Origin of the sequence: Planctomyces sp. SH-PL62, assembly GCF_001610895.1 — a bacterium.
Taxonomy (GTDB): domain Bacteria; phylum Planctomycetota; class Planctomycetia; order Isosphaerales; family Isosphaeraceae; genus Paludisphaera.
The window spans coordinates 6,483,375-6,507,102 of record NZ_CP011273.1 but is presented as its reverse complement, the minus strand read 5'-3'; the positions used below and the strand labels follow the sequence as shown (position 1 = coordinate 6,507,102).

Annotated in this window: 17 protein-coding genes; 9 read left to right on the top strand and 8 right to left on the bottom strand. The window is 69.5% G+C overall.

The window, feature by feature from the left end:
* Nucleotides 1-380: 380 nt before the first annotated feature.
* Nucleotides 381-911 (bottom strand): hypothetical protein, encoded by a 531-nt coding sequence (locus tag VT85_RS25320; protein ID WP_068421111.1) that lies wholly within the window; start codon nt 909-911, stop codon nt 381-383.
* Nucleotides 912-1,453: 542 nt separating this feature from the next.
* On the opposite strand from VT85_RS25320, the gene VT85_RS25315 reads away from it, so the two are divergent.
* Nucleotides 1,454-3,250, top strand: coding sequence for a GIY-YIG nuclease family protein (locus VT85_RS25315; protein ID WP_068421109.1), 1,797 nt, complete (start codon nt 1,454-1,456; stop codon nt 3,248-3,250).
* A 136-nt stretch (nt 3,251-3,386) separates the two neighbouring features.
* Here the strand turns inward: VT85_RS25315 and VT85_RS25310 are convergent, their stop codons facing one another.
* Nucleotides 3,387-3,626, bottom strand: coding sequence for an FmdB family zinc ribbon protein (locus VT85_RS25310; RefSeq protein WP_068421106.1), 240 nt, complete (start codon nt 3,624-3,626; stop codon nt 3,387-3,389).
* Between the two features lie 114 nt (nt 3,627-3,740).
* On the opposite strand from VT85_RS25310, the gene VT85_RS25305 reads away from it, so the two are divergent.
* The 4 genes from VT85_RS25305 to VT85_RS25290 all read left to right on the top strand — a co-directional run bounded on the left by VT85_RS25305 (nt 3,741) and on the right by VT85_RS25290 (nt 10,250).
* On the top strand, nt 3,741-4,463 hold the full coding sequence (locus VT85_RS25305; RefSeq protein ID WP_068421102.1) for an NAD(P)H-hydrate epimerase: 723 nt from the start codon (nt 3,741-3,743) through the stop codon (nt 4,461-4,463).
* A gap of 70 nt (nt 4,464-4,533) precedes the next feature.
* Complete coding sequence (locus VT85_RS25300) at nt 4,534-6,450, top strand: alpha-amylase family glycosyl hydrolase (RefSeq protein WP_068421098.1); 1,917 nt, start codon at nt 4,534-4,536, stop codon at nt 6,448-6,450.
* 78 nt (nt 6,451-6,528) lie between these two features.
* Nucleotides 6,529-7,650, top strand: a complete 1,122-nt coding sequence (locus VT85_RS25295; protein ID WP_068421097.1) for a dienelactone hydrolase family protein — start codon at nt 6,529-6,531, stop codon at nt 7,648-7,650.
* Between the two features lie 128 nt (nt 7,651-7,778).
* Nucleotides 7,779-10,250, top strand: coding sequence for a M12 family metallopeptidase (locus VT85_RS25290; protein WP_068421096.1), 2,472 nt, complete (start codon nt 7,779-7,781; stop codon nt 10,248-10,250).
* Nucleotides 10,251-10,854: 604 nt separating this feature from the next.
* On the opposite strand, the gene VT85_RS25285 is transcribed toward VT85_RS25290, so the two are convergent.
* Nucleotides 10,855-11,325 carry a hypothetical protein gene (locus VT85_RS25285; protein ID WP_068421090.1) on the bottom strand — a complete coding sequence of 157 codons (471 nt, stop codon included), beginning with the start codon at nt 11,323-11,325 and terminating at the stop codon, nt 10,855-10,857.
* Nucleotides 11,326-11,678: 353 nt separating this feature from the next.
* Between VT85_RS25285 and VT85_RS25280 the strand changes: the two genes are divergently transcribed.
* The 3 genes from VT85_RS25280 to VT85_RS25270 all read left to right on the top strand — a co-directional run bounded on the left by VT85_RS25280 (nt 11,679) and on the right by VT85_RS25270 (nt 14,025).
* Nucleotides 11,679-12,584, top strand: coding sequence for a hypothetical protein (locus VT85_RS25280; RefSeq protein WP_068421087.1), 906 nt, complete (start codon nt 11,679-11,681; stop codon nt 12,582-12,584).
* Nucleotides 12,585-12,625: 41 nt separating this feature from the next.
* Nucleotides 12,626-13,570 carry a hypothetical protein gene (locus VT85_RS25275; protein ID WP_068421086.1) on the top strand — a complete coding sequence of 315 codons (945 nt, stop codon included), beginning with the start codon at nt 12,626-12,628 and terminating at the stop codon, nt 13,568-13,570.
* Nucleotides 13,571-13,764: 194 nt separating this feature from the next.
* On the top strand, nt 13,765-14,025 hold the full coding sequence (locus VT85_RS25270; RefSeq protein WP_068421084.1) for a hypothetical protein: 261 nt from the start codon (nt 13,765-13,767) through the stop codon (nt 14,023-14,025).
* 36 nt (nt 14,026-14,061) lie between these two features.
* Here the strand turns inward: VT85_RS25270 and VT85_RS25265 are convergent, their stop codons facing one another.
* On the bottom strand, nt 14,062-16,191 hold the full coding sequence (locus VT85_RS25265) for a vWA domain-containing protein (protein ID WP_156513108.1): 2,130 nt from the start codon (nt 16,189-16,191) through the stop codon (nt 14,062-14,064).
* Between the two features lie 190 nt (nt 16,192-16,381).
* On the opposite strand from VT85_RS25265, the gene VT85_RS25260 reads away from it, so the two are divergent.
* A complete protein-coding gene (locus VT85_RS25260) occupies nt 16,382-16,864 on the top strand; it encodes a hypothetical protein (protein WP_068421080.1) in 483 nt (160 codons plus the stop codon).
* 48 nt (nt 16,865-16,912) lie between these two features.
* Here the strand turns inward: VT85_RS25260 and VT85_RS25255 are convergent, their stop codons facing one another.
* From VT85_RS25255 to VT85_RS28830, 4 genes are all read right to left on the bottom strand, one after another.
* Complete coding sequence (locus tag VT85_RS25255) at nt 16,913-18,553, bottom strand: flotillin family protein (protein WP_197491004.1); 1,641 nt, start codon at nt 18,551-18,553, stop codon at nt 16,913-16,915.
* A gap of 27 nt (nt 18,554-18,580) precedes the next feature.
* Nucleotides 18,581-19,210: a hypothetical protein gene (locus tag VT85_RS25250; RefSeq protein ID WP_068421078.1), complete on the bottom strand. Its 630-nt coding sequence runs from the start codon at nt 19,208-19,210 to the stop codon at nt 18,581-18,583.
* A 259-nt stretch (nt 19,211-19,469) separates the two neighbouring features.
* Entirely contained in the window at nt 19,470-21,407 is a 1,938-nt protein-coding gene (locus tag VT85_RS25245) for a VWA domain-containing protein (RefSeq protein WP_068421077.1), read from the bottom strand.
* A 638-nt stretch (nt 21,408-22,045) separates the two neighbouring features.
* Nucleotides 22,046-23,722: a hypothetical protein gene (locus tag VT85_RS28830; RefSeq protein ID WP_068421076.1), complete on the bottom strand. Its 1,677-nt coding sequence runs from the start codon at nt 23,720-23,722 to the stop codon at nt 22,046-22,048.
* Nucleotides 23,723-23,728 lie beyond the last annotated feature (6 nt).

Sequence of the window (23,728 nt, the reverse complement as noted above, 5' to 3'; positions counted from 1 at the left end):
GCCCCCGCCGCTAGACGTCCCTATCCATCCCCGAGCCAAAAGTCGGCCCGGCGATTTTCCCTCTCCATCAAGGCTGACCCAGGCTCGCTCGACCCCGTGACAGGACCAGCTTCCCTCGTCAGCCACGAAGATATGCGCCCTGGGAGGGACGGAGTCAAAGACGGGGGAGGGGCAAAAAGGGCAAGACGCGCGGCGATGCGCCAGGTATGCGGAATGCGCCAGGCTAGACCCTGCCGACGAGGGAAAGTCGATGGGCTCGCCCAAGTCAAGCCAGGCGAAACCTGCCGCAAACAAGGGATGCGCCCGCGCCTCAGGGCGAATCGACGGCGATTCGCTCAAGAAGCCTCATCGCCCGCTCAGCGCGTGCCCGGTCAGTCGGATTATGGCCCTTCCTCGGTGCAGGGCACGCCCCGATCCTTCGCCCGCTGGAGGATCTCGGGGATGGCGTCCTGGAGATAGCGGGCGGCACCGGGCTCGACCTGGATGAGGGTCGTTTCGCCGGCCTTCGTGGTGAATTCGAGGTAGTGGACGTCCCTGGTCGTCCGACCGAGCGGGACCTTCCTGACGGAGTGGTCGATGCCTGCGAGGTCGTCGAACCGGAAGTGGAAGCGATTGAGCCCACGATTCCACTCGACGTGCTCGGAGTCGACGAGCGCCCGGCTCAAGGCCAGGCCGGGGACCGTCGTGAGCAGGACGAGCACGCCGACGCCGAGCAGGAGGTAGCCGATCCACTTCCGCCTGCGACGTACGAACCACCCCGCCACGGCGGCTGTCGTCGCCCCGAGGGCCGTGGCGGCGATGATCCAGGGCTCGGGCGAATAGATCGAGGCGTCGCCATCGAGACGACGCCTGACGCATCCGACGCCCAACACCGCGGCGGCGATCAACAGGAAGGACGGACCTCTTCGCATCTCTCGCCTCTTCATCAAGCTCGAAGTGGATGGTTGAGACGGCTCGATCGCAAGGCAAGGGGATCGGGACGCACTCCCGAGCAGGTGGCTCCCGGTCGGCCGGGCACACAAGCAGGGAAACCACGAGGGTGTCGGTGCCATCTCGACTACCCCTCAGGTTGCTCAAATTCTCAGGCTTGGTAACTGGCCTTTGGTCCACTTCATCGCCCTCCGTGCGGCATGCTGCGAAAATCCCACGCCGTTCTCTACCCCAAATCCACCAGGCTACCCCAAGGAGATGAGACGGGTAGCAATCGACTCATACCAATATGCTGTGAGGAGAGCCTCCAAAGCTCGCACCTTGCTGGCGGAGCTTTAAAGGAGAGCCGACTTCGACCACGAGAAAAGCGAACACGCATGCTGTCGTGCAACAACGTTATTGTCCAGCTTCATCCTTCCGATCATAATAACGCTTTTCCGCCGCCAGGCGGTGCCACCGGCCTCCGGTCACCTGCGAACGATGAGTATCGGGTGATGTGCCGGACCCACCACGGAGCTGCGTCGTGCTTTATGCGTTCCTCGTTTGCCTCGCGTTCGCCCTTACGGGTGTCGCCCTCTATTTCTTCTTCCGCTCGCAGGAGCTGAGCAGCCAGCTACGCAAGGCGAGCGAGACGTGGCAGCAAGAAGCAGAGGCCTACACCTCGGAACTCGCCAGGCTGGACAAGATCAGGCACATCCCGGACATCATCGACCGCGCCAGAAAATCAAAGGCCGATGTCGAGGCGAGGCTCGCGGAGGCCGGTAGGAAGGCCGAAGAGATCGTCCAGCGGGCCGTCGCGGAGGCGCAGGAGCGGGGCAGAAAGCTCAGAACCGCAGGCGAGAAAGAGCTGGAAGTTTCGAGGGAGACGGGGTGCCAGATTCTGATCGAGGCATCGGCCCGAAAAAGAGAAGCCGAAGAGGCTCTCCGGCTCGCGAAAGCGCAAAGCCAAGCGGCCCTGGATGAGGCTCATAAGGCGGCGAGGGACCTCGCATCCAAAGCGAGGAAGGACGCCAAGGAGAAGCGGGAGAAGGCGGAAGCAACCCTCGATCTGGCGACGAGCGACGCGCTGAACATCAGGCGGAAGGCTGAGCATCGAGCGGAGCAGATCGCAGGTGCGGCCTACGAGGCCAAAGGCAAGCTCAAGGAATACGAGGGCAGGATTCAGGCGCTTCAGAACCGGATCGACAAGTACGAAGGCGTCTACCTGGTCCCGCCGACCCACATCCTGGACGAACTGGCCGAAGAGTTCGGCTTCAACAAGGCCGGCGAGAGGCTCAAACTCGCGCGAGAACGAACGAGAATCATGCAGGCGAACGGGACCGCCGCCATCTGCGGCTACCCGGAGGGTTGGAAGAGGGACCACGCGCTGAAGTTCGTCCTGAGCACCTTCAACGGCAAGGTCGACACGATCCTCTCACGGATCAAGCCGGGCAACCAAGGGAAGCTGATCCAGGAGATCAAGGACGCCTACGCCCTGGTCAACAAGGACGGCGACGTCTACAAGAACGCCCGCATCCTGGAAGAGTACCTCGACTCCCGGCTGGAAGAGGTCAAATGGGCCGTCGCCGTGCAGAAGCTGAAAGAGAAGGCTCGCGAAGAGCAGCGCGCGATCAAGGAACAGATCCGCGAGGAGGAGCGTGCGAAGAAGGAGATCGAACGGGCGATCAAGCAGGCCGCCCGCGAGGAAGAACTGGTCAACAAGGCCATCGACAGGGTCAGAAAGCAGCTCGAGGAGGCGAGCGAGGCGGAGAAATCCATGTTCACAGCCCAGCTCTCGGAGCTTAGGGTCAGGCTCGTCGAGGCGGAGGAGAAGGGCAAGAAGGCGATCTCGATGGCCCGGCAGACGAAAAAGGGTTACGTCTACGTGATCTCCAACATCGGATCGTTCGGAGAAAACGTCTACAAGATCGGGCTCACTCGACGGCTCGATCCCACCGAGCGGGTCAGGGAGCTGGGCGACGCCAGCGTGCCGTTCCCGTTCGACGTGCACGCCATGATCTCGTCCGAAGACGCTCCTGGTCTGGAAAACGCCCTGCACAAGCGATTCGTCGAGAGGCAGGTCAACAAGACCAACAAACGGAAGGAATTCTTCCGAGTCAGCTTGCAGGAACTCAAGAATGTGGTCGACGAACTGCGACTCGACACAGCCTGGACGATCGAAGCGGAAGCGAGTCAGTACAGGGAGTCGCTCGCCCTCGAACTGGCGATGAAGTCGGATGCGGCCCTGCATCGGAAGTGGCTGGAGGAACAGGCCAGCTTCGACTTCGAGGATGAATCGCTTGAAGATGTGGAGCAGGAGTTGGAAGAGGTCGAAGCGTAATCCGACCGGATCCGGCGAATATGCACTTCGCGGCTGGTCGACGGGATTCGGACCCGACGTTGGTCAGGCACCCACGGCCCGGTCGGCCGGGCCGCGAGTGATGGGTGAGAGGAGCATCGGCGTCGTCCGGCTTGCCTTACATGGCGGCGCAGCCGCCGGGGCCGCAGCCGGGTTTGCCGCAGCCGGCGGCGGCGAGGCCGGGGGCGGAGGCGGGGGAGTAGCCGAGGGTGCCGGTGGGGGTGCCGGCCGGGACGCTGAACTGCTTGGCGACCTTGTCGTTGCCGCACTTGGGGCAGCGGGCCACGTCGGACTGGCCGCGGATCAGGGTTTCGAAGGCGTGGTCGCAGGGTTCGCAGCGGTACTCGTAGATCGGCATGGCGGGGCTTCCTCGGGGCGGGGGGTCTCCCCCCTTACTCGTCGGGGGCGGTTCCTGTAGTGTCGAAGTCGGTGAGGTCCTTGTCAACGTCGACGCGAAGAGGGAGAACGAGCGATGACGCGACCTGGATGCCGTCCCCTGTCGTGCGAGGAGCTCCGAAGCCTGGACGTTTCGGCGGCCGATGAATTCGCCCTGTCGACGCTGGTGCTGATGGAGAACGCCGGCCGGGGCGCCGCCGAGCGGTGGGCGGCGATGGCGGGGTCGGGACGACGCCCGAGCGTCCTGGTCGTCTGCGGGCCGGGGAACAACGGCGGCGACGGCGGCGTCATGGCCCGGCACCTCGACGCCTGGGGCTACCCCGTCTCCCTCGTCTGGTTCGCCCGCCTGGACGCGATCCGGGGCGACGCCCGCGCCCAGTGGGACGTGCTTGAGCGGTCCGAGGTCCCCCAGCAAGACTGGTTCGACGCCCGCTCGGAAAGGGACGAGCCCGATCCGGCCGCGCTCGACGAACTCTTCGCCGGGGCCGACTGGCTGGTCGACGGCCTGCTCGGCACCGGGCTGGCCCGGCCCGTGGAGGGGGCCTTCCGGGCGGTGGTGGAGGCCATGAACCGCTCGGGCAAGCCGATCCTCGCCCTCGACGTCCCCTCCGGGCTCGACGCCGATTCGGGCGAGCCGATGGGGGTCGCCGTCCGCGCCCGGGCCACCATCACCTTCGCCGCCCGCAAGATCGGCTTCGACGCCCCCGGCGCGTCCATCTATACCGGCGACGTCGCGGTCGTCGACATCGGCCTGCCGGGGAAGCTGCTCCAGCGGTTCCGGGCCGAGCCGCCCATGTAAGCGAACTCGGCGGCGTGCGTATCGGGAAGGGCAGGGGATCTCCGTTCGGCTCTCACACTTCGAGGCGCCCATGCCCGCCCCGCTCACCCACATCAAGCCCGACACCCCGATGGGGGCCAACCTGATCGCCGACGGGGCCACGTTCCGCGTCTGGGCCCCCCACGCGCGGAAGGTCTACGTCCTGGGCGACTTCAACGGCCGGATCAAGGACGACTCCAGCCTGCTGACGAAGGACGCCCAGGGCCACTGGCGAGGCTTCATCCCCGGCGCGAAGGACCGCGACCGCTACATCCTCCACATCGACGGTACGGGAAGCTCGGGCCTCAAGCGCGACCCCTACGCCCGCGAATTGCAGTCGCCCTTCCCCAGCGAGTGCGTCATCCGCGAGACCGACTTCCCCTGGCACGAGACCGGGTACGTCACCCCCCGCTTCAACGACTTCGTGATCTACCAGCTCCACGTCGGCACCTTCTACACGCCGAACCTGCCGCGCAAGGCCGGGACGTTCCTCGACGTGGCCCGGAAGGTCCCTTATCTCGCCGAACTCGGCGTGACCGCCCTGCAACTCCTGCCGATCCAGGAGTTCCAGACCGCGTTCAGCCTGGGCTACAACGGCACCGACTACTTCTCGCCCGAGATGGACTTCGCGGTCGAGGACGCCGCGCTCCCGCCCTACGTCGACGAGGTGAACGAGCTGCTCGACGCCAGGGGGCTGGCCCGCTTCGCGGTCGACGACCTCCGCGGCGAGATGAACCAGCTCAAGGCGCTGATCGACGTCTGCCACATCCACGGCCTCGCCGTGATCCTGGACGTGGTCTACAACCACGCCGGGGGGGATTTCGGCGAAGAGAGCCTCCTGTTCTTCGACCGCCAGCCGACGTCCGGGGGCGTGGCGGCGAACTCGCTCTACTTCAACGGCCGGGAGCACGCCGGCGGCAAGGTGTTCGACTTCGCCAAGCCCGAGGTCCGCGACTTCCTGATCCGCAACGCCCGGTTCTTCCTGGAGGAGTATCGGGTCGACGGTTTTCGATATGATCAAGTGAGCGTCATCGACCACGACGGCGCCCCCCACGGCTGGCGGTTCTGCCAGGACCTCACGTCGACGCTCAACCACGTCCGCCCGGAGGCGATCGACCACGCCGAGTACTGGAACGTCAACCCGTACGTCGTGAAGCCCCCGTCCGAGGGGGGCGCCGGCTTCGACACCACGCTGACCGACGGCCTGCGCAACGCCATTCGCGACGTGATCCGCGAGTCCAGCCGGCCCGACGAGCGGCCCCTCGCCATGACCGGGCTGGCCGCCAGCCTCTGGCCCGACGGCTTCCCCGAGCCGTGGCGGTTCGTGCAAGGCCCGGAGAACCACGACCTCGTCTACCGGGGCCGCGACCAGCGGGTGGCCCGCCTGGGGGACTTCGACGACCCTCGCTCCTGGTACGGCCGCAGCCGCGCGCGGGTGGCGACCGGCATCTCCCTGACGGCGCCGGGCGTCCCGATGCTCTTCATGGGCCAGGAGTTCCTGGAAGACAAGCAATGGGCCGACGACGTCGAGAACCACGCGAACCTGCTGCTCTACTGGGCGGGGGTCGAGGCGGGCGACAAGCAGATGCTCGACCACATCCGCTTCACCCGCGAGCTGCTGGCGCTGCGACGCCGGCAGCCGGCCCTGCGCGGCCAGGGCTTCCGCCCGGTCCACACCCATGACCAGAATCGCGTGCTGGCCTTCCACCGCTGGGTGCCCGGCGAGGGCCGAGACGTGATGGTCGTCGTCCACCTGTCGACCTTCAACCGCTTCGGCTACCGAATCGGCTTCCCCCCCGGCGCGTGGCGCGAGACCTTCAACAGCGACGTCTACGAGAACTGGGTCAACCCGAACGTGGTCGGCAACGGCGGCGGACTCTCCATCGACCCGATCCCCCTGCACGGCTTCGATTCGTCCGCCTCGCTCGTCCTGCCCGCCAACAGCGTCCTGGTCTTCGCGAGGGACTGAAGCCTGGGGCGAGGGGAGGGGGGACGGACGGCGATCGCGGTCGACCTGAATCCCCCCACACCTTCGCGGATCTCCACCATGACGACAGGCCGGTCGATCCTCCTCGGTTGCTTCCTCGTCGCCGCCGCCGCCGGGCCCATCGCCGGGGCCGACGACGTCCCGCCCGCCGGGCTCGCCGGGGCCTTCGAGCCCCCCCCGGAGCTTGCTGGCGACCTGGGGACGCATCGCTCCCCCTTGATGTTCGAGGACGGTCGCGTCGCGCGCACCAAGGCCGAGTGGCGGGAGCGCCGTCGCGAGATCCTCGGCCAGTGGCGGGCGCGGATCGGCGAGGAGCCTCCCCGGATCGAGAAACCGAAGGTCGAGGTGCTGGGCGAGGAGCGCCGGGGGACGTACCTCCAGCGCCGGTTGCGCGTGGAGGTCGCCGCGGATCGGATCGAGCCGGCCTACCTGCTTGTCCCGGACGGGCCCGGCCCGCACCCGGCGGTCCTGGTGGTCTTCTATGAGCCCGAGACGGCCATCGGCCTGGGGACCAAGCCGCGCCGGGACTTCGCCCGCCGGCTGGCCGAACGCGGCTTCGTCTGCCTCTCGATCGGCTTCGACCCGAGGGTCCTGGACCCCTCGAAGTGGGAGCCGCCGATCCAGCCCCTGGCGTATCTGGCGCACGTCGCATCGAACGCCCTGACGGCCATGCGGGCCATGCCCGAGGTCGACCCCGCGCGGGTCGGCGTGATGGGGCACTCGTACGGCGGCAAGTGGGCGATGTTCGCCGCCTGCCTGGACGAGCGGTTCGCCTGCGGCGTCTGGTCCGATCCGGGGATCGTCTTCGACGAAGGCCGCCGGGACGTGAACTATCAGGAGCCCTGGTATCTCGGCTGGGAACCCGGCCGGAAACGCAAGCCAGGCCTCGTCACCCCGGAGAACCCCCGCACCGGCGCGTACGCGAAGCTGGTCGCCGACGGCCGCGACCTCCACGAGCTGCTCGCCCTGATGCCCCCGCGCCCCTTCCTGGTCTCCGGCGGCGCGGAGGACGGCCCCGCACGATGGCGGGCCCTCAATCACGTCCTCGCCGTCGACGCCCTCCTCGGCGTCCGTCGGGGCGTCGCCATGACCAACCGCCCCGCCCACGAGCCGACGGACGAGTCCAACGAACAGATCGACGACTTCCTGGAGTCCGTCCTCGTGCCCCGCCCAAGGCCCTGAACGTCGCGCCGGGGGTCGACGCCTCGCGAAACAATCCGGTTTAATCGAGAAGATTCTTGCAATCCACGCACGCTTCGATAGGCTTTTTCCGGGACACTTCAAAACCGATCCTTGCCTGGAGAAGCACCGTGAAAGCGAGAAAACGTCCTTTCCTTCTCGTCTCGCTCGCGGCCTCGACGGCCGGCGCACTGATGGCGCTCAGCTTTTTCGTCGTCCCCGGGACGGGCCTCGCCCAGGAGCCTCCGCCGCCGCCCGCGCAGCCGACGGGCGGGGCGTTGGCTCCGATGCTGGGGGGGCGGCTCCCCGCCCCGACCATCCCGGTGACGATCACCTGGGATTCCCGATTCAAGCCCGTCGAGACGATGGCGGCCGTGGTCGGCCCGTACGTCGTCATCGAGGGGGACATGATCATCGGCACGACCGACGACGTCAGCAACGCCATGCTGAACGACGCGATCGCGGCGGCCCAGGAGTTCGACAGGAGCCCGAACAAGGAGCGCCTCGGCCTCCCCCCCGAGATTCGCGAGGCGGTGGTCCGGATGTCGCGGGAGCTGGCCCAGCAGCCCAGGCAGGCGACCCGACTGGCCACGCCGGCGACGGCCTCGGCCGGGGCCGAGCGGTTGCTGCGGGCCGTGCGGCGGCTCGAGGAAGCCCGGCGCATGCTTCGGTCGCCGACGGCGGCCGCGCCGGGCGGGGCGATGACGAAGGGGGCCGACGAGGCCCTGGACCAGTTCGTCGCGGCGTCCCAGGCGTCCGCGCCGCCGAACGCCCCCCCGCCCCCCAAGGACGATCCCAGCCGGCCGGTGGCCCAGGCTCTCGCGATCCTCGGGGCGCAGAACCTCTGGCCGGGCGGCGTCATCCCCTATTACATCGACCCGAGCTATGAACCGTTCCGCCCGCGGTTCGAGGCGGCCGCCAAACTCTGGATGGACCAGACGACGGCCGTCAAGTTCCGGCCGTATACGCCGGGAGACCCCAACTATCTTTACGTCAAGCTGGTCGGCGGCGACGCCGGCTCGTCGAGCGTCGGGATGATCCCCGGCGGCCAGTGGCTGAACCTGCTCGACCCCAGCCGCTTCCCGGAATCTCACATCGCGCACGAGCTGGGCCACGCCCTGGGCTACTTCCACGAGCAGTCGCGGCCGGATCGGCCGGCGCACCTCTCGCTCATCGAACGGAACATCCAGCCATCCTGGATTTCCCAGTTCACCACGCCCACCCAGGAATTCACCACCCTCGGCACCGGGTTCGATTTCTTCTCGATCATGCTCTACGACTCGAGGGCGGGAAGCGTGGACCCCAATCGGGTCGACGCCTTCTCCCGCCCGGTCTTCCCCGTGTACTCCATCCCGAAGGTCTGGCAGGACTTCTACCGGACCAAGCACAACTACAACCTCACGACGGACGTGATCGGGCTGGGGAACGTGAAGAAGCCGAGCTTCTATGACGTCGAAGGGGTCAAGCGGTTGTACAGCCCGGCGGCGATGGCGGCGGCCGCGGCCATGGCTCCGGCGACGTCGGCCCCGCCCCCAGGAGCCGGTGCGACCCCGCCGGCGCCCGAGCCCCCCTTCCCGTCCACGCCGGAGTCGGTCGGGTTCGCCCCGATGGTGGACGTCGCGGCGGCAGCGGCGGCATCTCCGGCGCAGGCGGCTTATTCGGCCCCTGGGGGGGTCGCGGTCGGCCCCGCGAATGGGGCGATCACGGTGACCGTGACGATCCCGTATCCGCAAGCGGCCCCCGCGGGGGCCGGCCCCGTCTCCATCCAGGCCGACCACGACGCGGGCGGGGGGGCGGCGTGGCCGTGCCTCCCGACGGCGAGGTCGGTGCCGATCCGCTCAGCGGCCCGGCGCCCCCGCCCGGCCAGGCCCCGGCCCAAACTTCGGCGGCCCCGGCCGCCACGCCTCCCGCCACGCAACCGGCCCCCGGGTCGGAATAATCACGGCGAACTCCAGGCCGGGAAAAAAAGATGCGTCGGGGAGGGTCTCGGCCCCATCCCCGACGCATCGTCGCGTTCGACCAGGACTCAGCCCGGGTGGCGCGCGGCCGCTTCGGTCGCCGGGTCCGCTTGGGTCGCCGGAGCGGCTTCGGTCGCCGGGGCGGCTTCGGCCTCCGGGGCGGGTTCGGGCAGCTCGGGAGTCTTCAAAGGCTCGTCGGCGGGGGCTCGCGGCGGCGGCGGGACGCTTTCCAGATTCTGTCCGTCTCCGGCGGGCGTCTCGACCTGGCCTCCGCCGACGACCTGGCCGTCCGCGTTGACGATCGTCACCTTGGAGCCGGCGGGGATCTCGATGGTCACGACGGTGCGACCGCCGGTCGCCGGGAGCGTGGCGCCCGGCTGGGGCTGGTTGTTCAGACCCCCTCCGCCGCCGCCGAAGCTCCCCAGGACCTGGCCGGCGATGCGCTCGAGGATCGCGCGTTCGGTGGTGGTCGGGGCGATGCCGCTGGCGTTGACGAAGGCCTGGACCGCCATCTCGAACAGGGCCTTCTTGTCCAGCCCCTGGCCGAACTGCCTTAGCACCTGGAAGATGTGCGAGCCGAAGAGCTGGCCGTTGAACAGCGGGGCTCCCGCCGTCACCGGCAGGATCGGGGCCAGCTCGCTATAGCCCTCAAGGAACGAAGCACGGGCCGGGGCCGCCGGGGCCATCATGCCACCCGCCCAACCGTAGTAGTAGTACGGCGAATAGCTCGCCTGACCGGCGGCCGGCAGGGTCGTCGGGGCGAACATGGCGCCCGATCCGGAGACCAGCACGCCGGGAGCCATCGCACCCGGGGGCGGGGGAGGGCCGCCGAGGGGGCCGACCGGCGCGGTCGTCCCGGCCGGAACCGGGACGGGCATTCCGACCGGGACGGGCACCCCGACCGGGACGGGGGCCACTCCCGGCGTCGTGTAGCCGTAGCACGACGCGCACCGGGAGTAGCCGTGGAGGCACCCCGCCTCGGCTTCGACCGCCACGGCGAGCACCAGTCCCAGGACGGCCGGGACCGATCTCAAGGCCGACATGCTTCTCATGCTGCATCTCCAGAAATGGATCTCATCGAGGCGACGTCGGCCGCTCGCGGCCGTCGAATTCAACCCAGGCCGAACATATGAGCCAGGTTCTCTATATTAACGCATGAGGCCGGTCGGAGTCGTCGCGGACCAAAAAAAAACGCGTGAGGAGGAATCACCCGCCCCACGCGTTCCGAGTTCAGCTTCAGGCCCGACCCTTACCGCTGGGGCGACGCCTGGGCGGTCGGGGCCGGGGGTGCGAATTGGGGGGCGGCGGGGGCGTAGTTGGGCGCGATCGGTACGCCCTGCGGGGCCGCCGGGGCGAAGCTCGGCGCGTAGTAGGCCGGAGCCATGGGGGCCATCTGGACCATCGGCGCCATCTGCATCATGGGGGCCATCTGGACGGCGGGAGCCATCTGGACCATCGGCGCCATCTGCATCATGGGGGCCATCTGGACGGCGGGAGCCATCTGGACCATCGGCGCCATCTGCATCATGGGGGCCGCCGGAGCGAAGAACGCCGGAGCGGCGGCGGGCGCCGGGGCGGCGGCCGGGGGACGGCCGTGGGTGACGGTCTTGATGGTCGTCTTGCTGTAGTACGTGTGGATGCCGAACGCGAGACAGGGGGACGGCGCGAGGGCCGCCGCGGCCAGGGGCAAAACGAGCGTGAGGCAGATTCGTCTCAGCATAGCGCACCTCCACGTTCTGAGCCGCGAGGGGCGACGGTCCTCTCCCTCCGTGGGGAGGCCCTGCTCGCGGCGGGGATTCTGTCTAACTGTATCCGACGCCCGTCCCCGTGCTCGAAACTTGGCTGAGAACACCATACGTCGATTCCGGCTTCTTCCGCTTGTTCCGGGAATCCGATTTCTTGGGCTCGGCCGGTTTACCGAAAGTTTGCGGACGATACGGACGATTTTCTCTCCATGAGTCGCCGCGACGACCCCGATCGGCGGGGGGGTCGGGCTGGAGAGACGTTATCGAGGGGATCGCCATGTTTCAGGGCCGCCATCCGGGCCGCTCGGCCCGACGCGTTGGAGTGTCGATGCTCGTCTCGGCGGCCTTGAGCCTGGGGTCCACGGGCCTTGCCCCGGCTTTCGAGGAGCCTCTGCTCGACCTGCCCGCCCCGCTCCGTCCCGCTCCCGAGATGGAAGCGGAAGTCGTCGCGTCTCACCCGGAGCCCGCGGCCGTGCCGCTACGGCCGTCGATCCCGAGCCCTCGGACGACGAGGCCGACCGCGAAGCCGACCGCGACCGCGACCACGCCCTTGCGGGCCGACGCCGGCGACGACCAGATCGGGCTCGTCGGTCGTCGGATCACCGTCAACGGGGGTCGCAGCACGCCTCGCGGCGAGCTGGCCTACCGCTGGATCCCGCTGTCCGGTCCGAAGATGGAGCAGGGGGCGCAGGAGGAGGGGTACTACTCCTTCGTGCCGACGGCGTCCGGGATCTACCGGCTCGGCCTGGTCGTCGCGTCGGTGGACGCGGACGGGGTGCGGATCTCGGAAGTCGACGAGGTCGTCGTCACGGTGGGCGAGATCCCCTCGACCGTCGGGGTGGGGGCCCCCGGGGTCGCCACCGCCGCCATCGACCAGATGTTGCAGGGGCCGGGCGCCGCCGCCGGTCGATCCACCCTGGAACAGGCCGCCGGGGTCTTCGACGCGATCGCGGCGAGGGCCTCGCTCTACACGAATTTCGACGAGCTCAGCGCCGAGATGACGCGAAGGCTCGACGGGGTGGTCCCGGCGGACCCGAGTTGGCGGCAGTTCTGGTCGCAGGGGATCTTCGCCCCGCTGACCCAGCATCTCGTCTCGGAGATGCTCGCCGCCGGACTGGACCTTCGGAGTCCCCAGGGCCACGCCGCCCCGCTCGGCCAGGCCCAGCAAGAGCGGCTGGAACGGCTCTTCTCCTCCTACGCTCGGGAATTTCGATCGAAGTCGCTGGCCCGCTGACCCGGCCCCCAGAGTCAGGACGCTTAACGGAGTCATTGTTCATGGACGGACAGAAGCGGATGATCCTCGGGTGGTCCCTCGTCGCGAGCACGGGTTTCGCGGCGGCGCTGGTCGCCCCCGGCGCGTGCCTCGGCCAGCAGGCCTCGAATTCGAGAACGGTGCGGGCGTCGGCCTCGTCGATCCCGTCCCCGATCCCGCCGTCACGGAGCGACCCGGCGGTGGAGCGGTCGCACTTCAATGAGCGATACGCGTCGCCGCAGCAGCAGGCGCCCCCGGCCCCGTCCAAGCCGCAGCCGTCCTACGCGCCTCCGGCCGCCGCCCCCCCCGCGAGCTACGCCCCGGCTTACCCGAACTACGCGCCTCCCCAGGCCGGTTTCGCCCCGGCCCAGCCCGGCGTTGCGCCGCAGTACATGATGGTGCCGGTGATGGCCCCGCCCGTCGCGGCCCCGCCCGCCGCGGCCCCGGCGGGGAACTTCTTCCTCCCCGCTGCGGCCCCGATGATGGCCCCGGCCGCCCCCGGTTACGCGATGCCGATGGCCCCCATGGCCCCGGCCTTCGCCATGCCGATGGCCCCGGCGCCCCCCCAGCCGGCGGCCTTCGGGACCGGGATGGCGCTCGGCGGGTCGTCGGTGTCGGTGTCGGTGCCGACGTCCAGCTCCACGAGCTCGGTCGAGATCCGAGGGCCGGGGATCTTCTCGGCGGCCCTCGCCCGGGTCGGCGAACGCATGGTGCAACTGGGCCGGACCCGGGTCCGCACCGTCCAGGAGACCGTGCTCCAGACGCCGCAGTCCCAGCCGATGGGGGGGACCGCCACGATCGCGACGGCCGGGCTGACGCCCATCCAGCCGCCGGCCGCCCCGCCTCAGCCCCCCCAGCAGTACGCGCCCCCCGAACAGGAGGCCCCGCCGGAGACGCCCGTCCCCTCGCCCCAGGGCGCCCACGCTCATCCGAAGTCGAAGGTCCACCGCCTGTTCGGCCACGAGTGACCGGGCGGGGCGCGGCCGGCGAGGTTCGGCGAGGCCTTCTTCCTCAGCCCAGGATCGGGGCCGAGGAGGCCTCGCCCGGACGCGCACCTGGATTGAGCCCGAGCGGGACGCCCGTCTGGGGACGTCGCTTCCCCTTGGGCGCGGGCTTCATCTCGCCCGGCCCCGGCGGCGCGACGTAGGGAGCGTCGGCGGGGGTGTCCGGCTCTCGCCGACGCGGCCCGTCAGGGAGACGGCGAAGGCCGAAGCCCCGCCAGATCCTGGACCGGACGGTCCGCCTGCCGCTGCCGGACGTGGCGAGCCGGCCCGGGTTCTCGCACGCGGAGTCTCTGAGCGTCGCCTTCCGGCGGGCCGTGGGCTCGACGTCCGGGGCCTACCGCCGCGAGAACCGCAAGCCGGCCGCCCCCCGGGTCGAGATCGCGCCCGCCCCGCCCCCGCCCCCGGCCGATCCCCGCTGAGACGCCCCTCGCGACCCGCGATCCCTCACATCCGCATCAGTACTTGGGGACGTACTGGGACCGCTCGTTGTACTTGGGGCTGTGCTCCCACTGGTTGAGGATGACGCTGAAGCCGCGGGCGAGGGTGTCCTTGGCGAGGTCGGCCCAGGGGGTGTTGGGGTAGGCGGCGACCACGTCGTCGAGGAGGCGGCGGGCTTCGACGTACTTCTTGGCGGTCTCGGCCTCGGGGGCCAGGGGCTTGGACGAATGGTCGACGACGAAGTCGATGGAGACGTCGGGCGTCGGCTGCTTGGTCGGCTTCTGGGGATCCCGGACGAGCCGCTGCATCAGGGCGCGATATTCGTAAGCCTTGATCTGGAAGACGACCGTCTGGGCGAGCATCAGGTCGTAGTGGGCCCGCCAGCGCCGCTCGGGCTCCCGCTCGCGGTACTTCTTGAGGGCCTCCAGCCGCTTCTGGACGTCGACCAGGGCGGTCAACCGTTCGCTCACCTGGGGGATTTCCGCCAGGGCGGCGGAGGCCTGGCCCTGGGCCTCGATGGGGAACTCGCGGCGGTAGCGGAGTTCGCGGGTCTCGGCGACGAGGCCGGAGAGGATGCGGCGGAGGTCCGACTCGGCCCGGCGCTGGACGTAGGCTTCGCGGCTGGCGTACTCGGGCACGAACTCCTTGAGGGCCGCGATGGAGTAGGTCTTCTCGCGCTGGCTTCCGCGCAGGAACTCCTCGGAGGGGAGGATGAAGTAGATCCCCCCCGACTCCTTGGTGAGCCGGGCCAGCTCCCACGGGGCGAAGCCGGAGGGCTGCTCGTCCCAGCGGCCGTAGAGGCCGTCCCACTGGAAGGACTCGACGTCGGCCGACTCCGGGCCGCGACGGATCGCCGGGCGATAGACGTCCTTGGTGATGGGGTCCACGTAGCGATGGTGGGCGATCGGATAGCCGAAGATCGCCGACCGGCCCATCACGAAGAGGGCCGTCCGGGTCTTGCGAAGGTCCTCGAGCGCCTGCTCGACGAGTTCGCCGTCGTCGCCCGACTCGTCGGTGACCAGCACGAGGATGAGCCGGCGTTCCTTCGAGACGAGGCCGGAGTATTTGGACACCGCGGCGCTGACCGCCTTCATGGTGATCTCCTCGCCCGAGGAGTCCACGGGGAGCTTCTTCATGGCCCGGCGGATCTCCTCGAGGTCGGACGAGGGCTTCTCCAGGATGACGTCCAGGCCCTTGCCGAAGCCGAGGATCGCGTGGTTGATCGCGCCGAAGGCCTTCGGATCCGAGTCGACGACCTTGGCCAGCTCGGTGGTGACGCGATCGAACTTGTCGAGGATGACGCGCTGGTCGTCGCGCATGCTGGCCGATTCGTCGAACAGCCAGACGACGGTGAGCTTGTGGTCCTGGAGGTGGCGGAGGATCTCGCGGGTGAGCTGATTCATCGCCTCGCCGATCTCCGAGACGTTGAATATGGGGTCGCCGCCGGGACGGCCGGTGACCGCGAGATCGAGCCCGAGCGCGGCGGGGACGTTGCTGAAGGAGGAGAGGTCGCGTCCCTTCACCCCTTCGAGCGCCAGGAAGCGGCCCTCGGCCCCCCCCCTCGCCGGCCCCGAGGCCCGGACGGTGGGCGTGTCCGAGGTCGCCCCGGCGCCGGTGAGGACGCTGCCGATGTCGGGCCGTTGGTCGGCGGCGAGGGGCTCGGTCGCCGGGCCGGGGACGATCTCGATCTGGTCCCGGATGCGGTCGGGGCGGTCGTCGGTCGGATCGTCCAGGAGCGGCAGTTCCTCGATGGGGCGGTCGGCCCCTCCCAGGGCCGAATCGAAGTCGATCGGCCGGATCTCGCCCGCCCCCTGGAAGGTCGCCGCGCCCAGGGCCGTGAAGATCATCACGTGGACGATCAGGGAGACGCTCCAGGCCGGCAGGATGTGCTTCAGCCGGATCCGCCGCTTTCGCTTCGGCTGCAACTTCGGCCGACGGGGCTCGGCGGTTGGGGTGGGGGCCGGGGCCGCGACCGGCTCGGCGGCGGACGGCAGCTCGGTCGAATCGACCTCCAGGGTCTTCTGCATGTCGGACGGGATGGGGACCGGCTCGGCCGTCCGCCGGTCGATCGTCGCCCCTCGGACGACGCCCGAACTTTCGGTCGACGGCTGGTCGTCTGAGGAGGGTGCCGAGAATCGACGTTCCATCTTGCGAGACTCCCCCGGAAGCCAAGAGCCTTCGACCGATCGGTCCCCGCCGCCTTCCCCGACCGGCGCCACTCCCCCTCAATCTACAATTATGGTGCGCCGGCCGCCGAATCGAAACTCCCCAAAACGCAAGCTCGGGAAAATAGATCCCGGCGAGGCCGCGAACCAGCACGAACCGGAGCGTCTCGCGATGCGGGAACGACCCGGGCGAGAGCCTCGGCGCGGGGAGGCGGCCCGACAGCGGGGCGTCGAGCGGGCCCGCGCCGAGCACGCTTCCGGGGCGCGCCGCCGCGTGGCCCACGCCGTCGAGGTCGACCGGGTGTTCGACGGCGCGAAGGGGATGCCGACGGTCACGCGCGACGTCCTCCCTCAGGTGACCGTCGACCTGGCGTCGTACTCCTGCTACGACGCCCTCGGGACGCCCGAGCGGCTGGCCTCGGCCATCCTGGAAATCCGACGCCACGCGCGGACCGGACCCCTGTTCGGCCCCGGCGCCGTGATGCTCGGCGAGATCGCCCTCGACGCCACCCACGTCATCCAGTGGAAGCTCTACTGCAACGAGCCGAAGCCCGGCGCCGACCGCTGCCGGGGCTTCTTCCTCGTCCGCCCGGACGACTCCCCGGGCGAAACCGGCCGCCTCTTCGCCGACCTCTGGCTCCTCGCGGGCACCTGACGGACCGTCCCCGGCAGGTCCGGGGACATGACCTGCCGGGGCGGTTCCTCAGCGGCCGACTCCGTCGCCGTTCGACGCCGTGGCCGGCGAGGCGGGGGAGTGGGCCCTCGCGGCCTCGGCGCCGGCGCCTTCGACCAGCTTGCCGAAGTATTCGGGCATCTTGACCCCTCCGATGTTCTCCATGATCTGGAGGACGGGCGGCAGGGTCTTCGCCATGTTCTGGAGGAAGTTGGCGGTGGCGCCTTTCCCGTCGCCGCCGCCGTTCTCCCAGACGATGACCTTGTCGAACTTGATGTTCGAGATCGCCTGCGCCGCGGTCGTGGAGAGCGTCTCGATGTGCTCGAGCATGAGGAGCTGAAAGGCGTCCTGCGCCCCTCCGCACGCGGAGACGATCTCCCGGAGCCCTTCGGCCTTCCTGGCGAGGATCTCGTAATTGCCGCGGGCCTCGGCTTCGAGCTTGGCGAACACGGCCTTGGCTTCGCCCTCGGCCTCGATCCGCCGGCGCTCGGCGACGGCCTCCGCCTCGACGATCGTCTGGGCCTTGCGAGCCTTGGCCACCGCCTCCAGCTGGGCCCGCTGCTCGGCCTCGACCTTGTCGGCCTGGGCGAGCGCGGCCTTGGTCTGGGCGCGGTACGCGGCTTCCTCGACGGCCGCCTCGGCCTCGCGCTTCTTGGTCTCGCCGATCTGGAAGGACTCGGACTGCCTGACGGCGAGGTCGGCGTTCGACGCGGCGACCTTGGCCTTCGACTCGTTCTCGCCGCCGATCGCCTCCGCGTCCGCCTCGGCCAGCTTGATCCGCATCGCGCGCTCGGCGAGCTTGACGCTGGCCTGCTGCTCGAAGGCCGCCGTGTCGACGCCGATCTTCTCCTCCTTCAGCAGCTCGGCGATCCGGACGGCCCGCTCGCGCTCGGCCGCCTTGGTGCCGATCTCGCGGAGCTTGTCGGCGTCGGCGACCTCGACGGCCTGGAGCTGCCTCGCCTTGGCGACGCCGATCGAGCCGTACTTCTGCTGCTCGGCGACGTCGATCTCGGCCTGGTTGATGGCGGTGCTGGCGGCCTTGCGGCCGATCGCCTCGATGTAGCCCGAGTCGTCGGTCAGGTCGGTGATGTTGACGTTGATCAGCACCAGGCCGATCTTGCGAAGCTCGTGCTCCATCGAGTTCTGGATGTTCTCCAGGAACTTCTCGCGGTCGCGGTTGATCTCGTCGATCGCCATCGACGCGATCACCTGGCGGAGCTGGCCGAAGATGAGGTCGGACGCCTGCGTGCTCACCTGATCGCGGGTCAGGTTCAGCAGCCGGATCGCCGCGTTCTGCATGACCTCGGGATCGGTGCCGATCGCCACGGTGAAGACGCTCGGCACGTTCACCCGGATGTTCTCGAACGAGAGCGCCCCGCGAAGCGGGATCTCGATCTGGATCGGCTCCAGCGAGAGGTAGTCGTAGTCCTGGAAGACGGGGAAGACGATCGTCCCGCCGCCGTGGACGCAGGTCGCCGACCTGGCCCCGGTCCCCACGCCCCACTTCACCAGGACCCTGTTCGACGGGCACCGTTTGTAGCATCGCAGGGCGGTGGTCAGGACGCCGAAGGTCGCCACGGCGAACAACGCGGCGCCGACCACGGGCCAGAACCCTTCCGCCGGGATCGAGACCCCCTGGGCTAGCAGCATCGGGATGGACGGAGACATCATGTGGAGGCCCTCCAGCGGTGGTTTCGATTACTCGGCGAACGAGGCCGGCTTGGCCGTGTAGCGCCGAGGTATGACGACCTCGACGATGTGCCTGTCCTCGTCGATGATCCGACTGACGACGACCGGGTCGCCGGCGCGAAGGCCGGGGCCGGGGGTGCGGGCCAGCATCTCGACGATCCGGCCCTGGATCGGCAGCGCGATCTTCCCCTCGCCTTCCCCCTCTCCGGGGATGCGGAGGTAGACCTTCCCCTCAAGGCCGACCGCCCTGGAGATCCGCACGGTTCCGTCGGTGTTGAGCTTGCGAAGCGCCCCCAGCACGGCCCCCAGCAGGAAGACCGCGACGAGGCCGGTCGCCACGCCGACCGACGACGCGACCGCCGGATGCAGATGGAACTCCAGCGCCGCCAGGCCGCCGACCCCGAAAAAGGCGAGGAACGAGACGATCGCCTGAAAGGTGAACAACCTCCCCAGCGAGGAATGATGCCCGTGACCCTCGTCGGCGGAACCGTCGTCCGTCCCCACGTCGGCGTCGGCGTCCCCGAAGTCCCCGTCGCCGCCGCCCAGGCCATCGAACCCCAGCCCCAGCAACGACAGAGCGAGGCGCAGGAGGAGGATCGTACCGCCGAACGTCAGACAGATGAGGAATACCTGGTACATGACGCCTCCCGCTCCCTGCTCGATTCGACTCGGTCTCATGCGACCGTGTATTCGCCCGCCGGGGCCGAATATTGGCCGATCGGACCGGACTCAAAACCAAACAGGTCAAACTCATCCGCTTCGTGCGGAGAGCCCGTCCCGCAGCGTCGTCGCAGCCGAACGGCCGCCCGTCGACCTCCCGGGGCAGGGGGCGCGACTTGATCCTCCACGGTTCGATCGCCGCGCCGGATCTCGGCTCCGCGATGGCCGCTCCGGCGGGTCAGAGCTTGGGAGGCTCGGGGGGCTTGGCTTCGGGCATGGCCCTCATCTTGCGGCGGGGGGCGGCGGAGTCGTCGCCGGGAGGGGGGGGCGGCGGGACGTAGGCTTCGACCCATTTGAAGCCGAGGGGGTTCTTCAGCTCGCGGTCGGCCAGGAGGGCCCAGGGGGTGTTGGGGTGTTCGTCGACGACCCGCTTCAGGAGGGCTTCGGCCTCCTTGCCGGCGGCGGCGGCCTTGTCGCTGTAGCGGATCTCGGCGTCGGGGACGAGCCGCCAGGCGTTGGACTTGGGGTCCTGGAACCGGGGGGGGTCCTTGACGAGCCGGGCGCAGGCCCAGTTGTATTCGTAGCAGCGGACCTTCATGGCGAGGAGCCGGCCGCGGATCAGGTCGTAGTGGGCCTGCCAGCGTCGGGAGGTCTCGCGATCGCGACGCTTGGCGGCGGCGGTGACGGGGGCCAGGGCCTCGTCGACGGTGTAGGCGGTCCGCTCGGCGACGACCTGATTGTTCTGGAGGACGTCCTTGAACTCGGGGGCGTCCATCGAGGGGAACTGCAAGGTGGGCATCCCCGGCAGGTTCTGCTGGGTGATGAGCGAGGCGTTCACGACGGCCTGCCGCAACGGGGACCGGGCGATCTCGGCCTCGTACTGGCGGCGGGGGACCCAGTCCGGGCGGTATTCCTTCATGAGGGAGGCGTCGAAGCCCATCCGGGCCCCGTCGAGCCGGGAGACGAAGTAGATCCCCCCGGTGGCGCTGGCGAGGCGGCTGAGGGCGTAGGGGCCGAAGCCGGACTCCAGCTCGTCGTACTGGGGGCCGCCGTACCAGAACGGCAGGCGGATCTGCTCGATCATGGCGCTCTCGGGGCCGGCGTCGACCTTCAGGTCCTTGTGCAGGAACTTGGTGCGGGGGTCGTAGTAGTCCATCCTGCGGTCGGAGCGGCCGAAGAGGGCCTGCGAGCCCAGGACGTAGATCGGGACCTCGCGCTTGCGGGCGGCCTCGATCGTCGATTCGAGCCGGTCTTGATCGTCGCCGACCTCGTCGGTCACGACGATGACCATCAGGCGGTAGTCCTCGCCGTCGGGGCTTTGGAACTTGCCGTACTTGTCGACGATCCCGGCGACGGTCCCGAAGGTCGACTCGATCCCGGAATCGTCGGCCGGGATCGCCTCGATGGCCTGGCGGATCGCGACGACCTCGTCGGTCGGCTTGGGGGTCATGGCCTTGCGAGACTGGCCGAAGGCGACGACCGCCGAGAGGAGCCCGCCGTCGGCCGACAGCCGATCCTGGTCGAGCTGGGCGATGTGGCCGTAGATGGTCTCGATGTGCTTGCTCAGCCGCTTGCGCTCGGCCTCCAGGCTGCGCGAGGCGTCGAACGCCCAGACCACGAGCGTCCGGCCCCGCTCCAGCCGGCGGAGGACCTCCATGGCCACCCGGTCGACCGCCCCCTCGACCCCCTCGACGTGCTCGGCGCCGTCCCCCTCGATCGCGAACGACTCGCCCAGGGTCGTCGCCGTGGGGGCGATCGCGTCGATCACGCGCTCGACGTCGCGACGGCCGAAGTCCATCGCCAGGGCGTCGTCGACCAGGCTCGGCGACGGGCCCGCCGAGGCCGGCGCGGCCGTGTTGCGCGCCGCCAGGATCGGGGCGAACGACCCCGAGGCCTCCATCACCGGCTCGTCCTCGCCCTGGTCCAGGTCCTGGAGCGTCGAGTCGGTCGTCAGCGGATCGAGCCCGCGCAGGGGGGCGTCGACGACCTCCGACGTGAACCCGGTCGAGGCCGATTGCTCGACGTGATGGCCGGCGAAGGCCAGGCTCACCAGGACCAGCGCGTGGATCGACAGGCTGACCAGCCCGGCCGTCAGCGACCTCGCCGGCCTCCCCGACGAAGGGACCCCGGCCCGTGCCGTCCAGCTCGCCAGGATGTCCCGGACCTTGTCGAACATGCCCGCACGCTCCGCTGGCCAGAACCGCGACGACCGACCGGGTGGATAAATAGGCTGGGGGATTTGAGTAACGCCCGTCCCGTCGACCGCCGCCGCCTTCGTCGGGGCGCATGCAGCCGCCACGACATGATTCGGCCAATCGAGCGATTCGTGACGGAGAACCCGGCGATTTTCGCCTGATCACGCGTCATCCCTCTTTATCCTAAGTCCGCCCGCGGCTCGCGGCAATGCGCCCGGGGGTCGCGTTTCGCGGTCGCCACACGCGAGCCGGCGAAAGGTCGGAGACGCGGCCTCGCCTCATCCCGAGACTCCTCACCGAACCCCACCGAATTCCGGCGGAAGACTCTCGGGTGCCACGGGTTCCGCGAATCCGTGGCACCCCGATCGCCGTCTCCCCACCCCCTTGAGGTGGTGTTAAGCGAGGAGCGTCCTCATCCCGCGTCCCTTGCGGCGGGACCGATTCGAGCGTGCTCCGCGAACCCCCGTTCAAGCCTCGAAGGGCGGCTTCCTACTATTAATATTAAGAGGCGGCGGCTCCTTCCGGGATGCCGCGACGACTCCGACTCGCCCTCCCAACGGCGACGGCCGCCCCGGGGTCGGGACGGCCGTCGTGGGATCGCGGGTCCTTCGGCTTCGGGTCAGGCCTGGGCGGAGAGCACCGGGTCGAGGGCGACCGGCGGCGGGGGCGTGTAGTCGCCGCCGCGGGGGACGGCGTTGAACTGGTCGGCGCCGATCGTGGTGATCATCGCCTCGGTCAGGTTGATCTGGGCGGCGACGGGCGCCGACACCCAGTGGCGCTGGCCGCCGGCGAAGTTGGCCAGCTCGCCGGTCTGGTTGTTCTTCAGGAACATGCCCTCGATGAAGTAGTCCGCCCCCTTGGCGACGGCGTTGTACTGCCCGGCCGACACCGCGATCAGGTCGCCGGCCGTCAGGCCGAGCCGCGACGCGATGGGGGACGTGACGACGTTCCGCTTGCCGTCGGCGTACCGGGCGATCTCGCCGGTCTCCTGGTTCTGGAGGTAGACCCCGTCCGGGAAGTAGTCCTTGCCCTGCGGGACGGCGTTGAACTGGGTCGGGCTGATGACCACGATCTGGCTCGCCTGGAGGTTCATCCGGGTCGACACCGGCACCGAGATCCAGTGCCGCTCGCCTCCCCGATAGAGGTCCACTTCGCCGGTCTGCTGGTTCTGGATCAGGGTGTTCTCGGGGAAGTAGTCGCTCCCCTTGGGCACCCCGCCGTACTGCGCGGAGCTGATGGTGGCGACGTCCTCCACGCCGATCCCCAGGAAGGTCGAGATCGGCGTCGAGACGACGTGGAAGGCGCCGTCGGCGTACCGGCTGATCTCGCCCGACTGCTCATTGCGGACGAACATGCCGTCCGGGAAGTAGTCGGGCCCCTTCGGCACCGCCTTGAAGTCCTCGGCCGTCACCGCCTTGGTCTGCTCGGTCGTCAGGCCCATCTTGGCCGCGACCGGCGGCGAGATCAGCCGCCTGGCCCCCTTGCTGTAATACCCCAGCTCGCCCGTCTGCTCGTTCCGCAGGATCGTCCCGTCCGGGAACGTCGGCGCGGGCTTCGACGGGGTGGTGGGGGTCGGCGTGGGCGTCGGGGTCGGAGTGGGGGTCGGGGTCGGAGTGGGCGTCGGCTTGGGCGTCGGGGTCGGAGTGGGGGTCGGGGTCGGAGTGGGCGTCGGCTTGGGCGTCGGGGTCGGGGTGGGCGTCGGGGTCGGAGTGGGGGCCGGCTTGGGCGTCTGGCCTCCGGGCCTGGTGACGTCGGTCCACGAGCCGATGTTGCCGGGCCGGTTCGGCGTGGGCTTCGCCGGGGTGGGCGTCGGAGTCGGGGTCGGCGTGGGCGTGGGTGTCGGGGTCGGCGTCGGGGCGACCTGTCCGGCCGGCGGGGTGGTCGGGGTCGGGGTCGGGGTCGGCGTGGTCGGGTAATGCACGACGGGGTTGGCGGTCGTGTTGACGACGGGGTTGGCGGTCGGCCCGCCGACGTTGATGGTGGGCGAGACGTTGATCGTCGGCGAGATGTTGATTCGGAAGGCCGGGTTCCGCATGCGGAGGGCGTTCATGCCGGCGAACCGGTTGGGGAGCTGGGCGCGGGCGGCGGCCAGGTTCCTCGGCTGGACCTGGGCCCTGAGCCGGGCGGCGTTTCCCTGGGGTTGATGCCGGATCAGCGCCGCGGCCTGTCGGGGCCGGACCTGACGGACGGCCGACAGCAGCAGCCGCCCTTCCAGGTCCTCGAGCGTGGTCCGGAATTCGACCTTGCGACGCTTGGCGTTGCGGGTCTGGTCGCCCGCAAGTTCCTCGTGCGACATGACTTT

Bases quoted from the DNA above. Each gene is read 5' to 3' on its own strand.
- VT85_RS25320 (WP_068421111.1), bottom strand. From the start codon at position 911: ATGCGAAGAGGTCCGTCCTTCCTGTTGATCGCCGCCGCGGTGTTGGGC.
- VT85_RS25310 (WP_068421106.1), bottom strand. From the start codon at position 3,626: ATGCCGATCTACGAGTACCGCTGCGAACCCTGCGACCACGCCTTCGAA.
- VT85_RS25305 (WP_068421102.1), top strand. From the start codon at position 3,741: ATGACGCGACCTGGATGCCGTCCCCTGTCGTGCGAGGAGCTCCGAAGC.
- VT85_RS25300 (WP_068421098.1), top strand. From the start codon at position 4,534: ATGCCCGCCCCGCTCACCCACATCAAGCCCGACACCCCGATGGGGGCC.
- VT85_RS25295 (WP_068421097.1), top strand. From the start codon at position 6,529: ATGACGACAGGCCGGTCGATCCTCCTCGGTTGCTTCCTCGTCGCCGCC.
- VT85_RS25285 (WP_068421090.1), bottom strand. From the start codon at position 11,325: ATGCTGAGACGAATCTGCCTCACGCTCGTTTTGCCCCTGGCCGCGGCG.
- VT85_RS25280 (WP_068421087.1), top strand. From the start codon at position 11,679: ATGCTCGTCTCGGCGGCCTTGAGCCTGGGGTCCACGGGCCTTGCCCCG.
- VT85_RS25275 (WP_068421086.1), top strand. From the start codon at position 12,626: ATGGACGGACAGAAGCGGATGATCCTCGGGTGGTCCCTCGTCGCGAGC.
- VT85_RS25265 (WP_156513108.1), bottom strand. From the start codon at position 16,191: ATGGAACGTCGATTCTCGGCACCCTCCTCAGACGACCAGCCGTCGACC.
- VT85_RS25260 (WP_068421080.1), top strand. From the start codon at position 16,382: ATGCGGGAACGACCCGGGCGAGAGCCTCGGCGCGGGGAGGCGGCCCGA.
- VT85_RS25255 (WP_197491004.1), bottom strand. From the start codon at position 18,553: ATGATGTCTCCGTCCATCCCGATGCTGCTAGCCCAGGGGGTCTCGATC.
- VT85_RS25250 (WP_068421078.1), bottom strand. From the start codon at position 19,210: ATGTACCAGGTATTCCTCATCTGTCTGACGTTCGGCGGTACGATCCTC.
- VT85_RS25245 (WP_068421077.1), bottom strand. From the start codon at position 21,407: ATGTTCGACAAGGTCCGGGACATCCTGGCGAGCTGGACGGCACGGGCC.
- VT85_RS28830 (WP_068421076.1), bottom strand. From the start codon at position 23,722: ATGTCGCACGAGGAACTTGCGGGCGACCAGACCCGCAACGCCAAGCGT.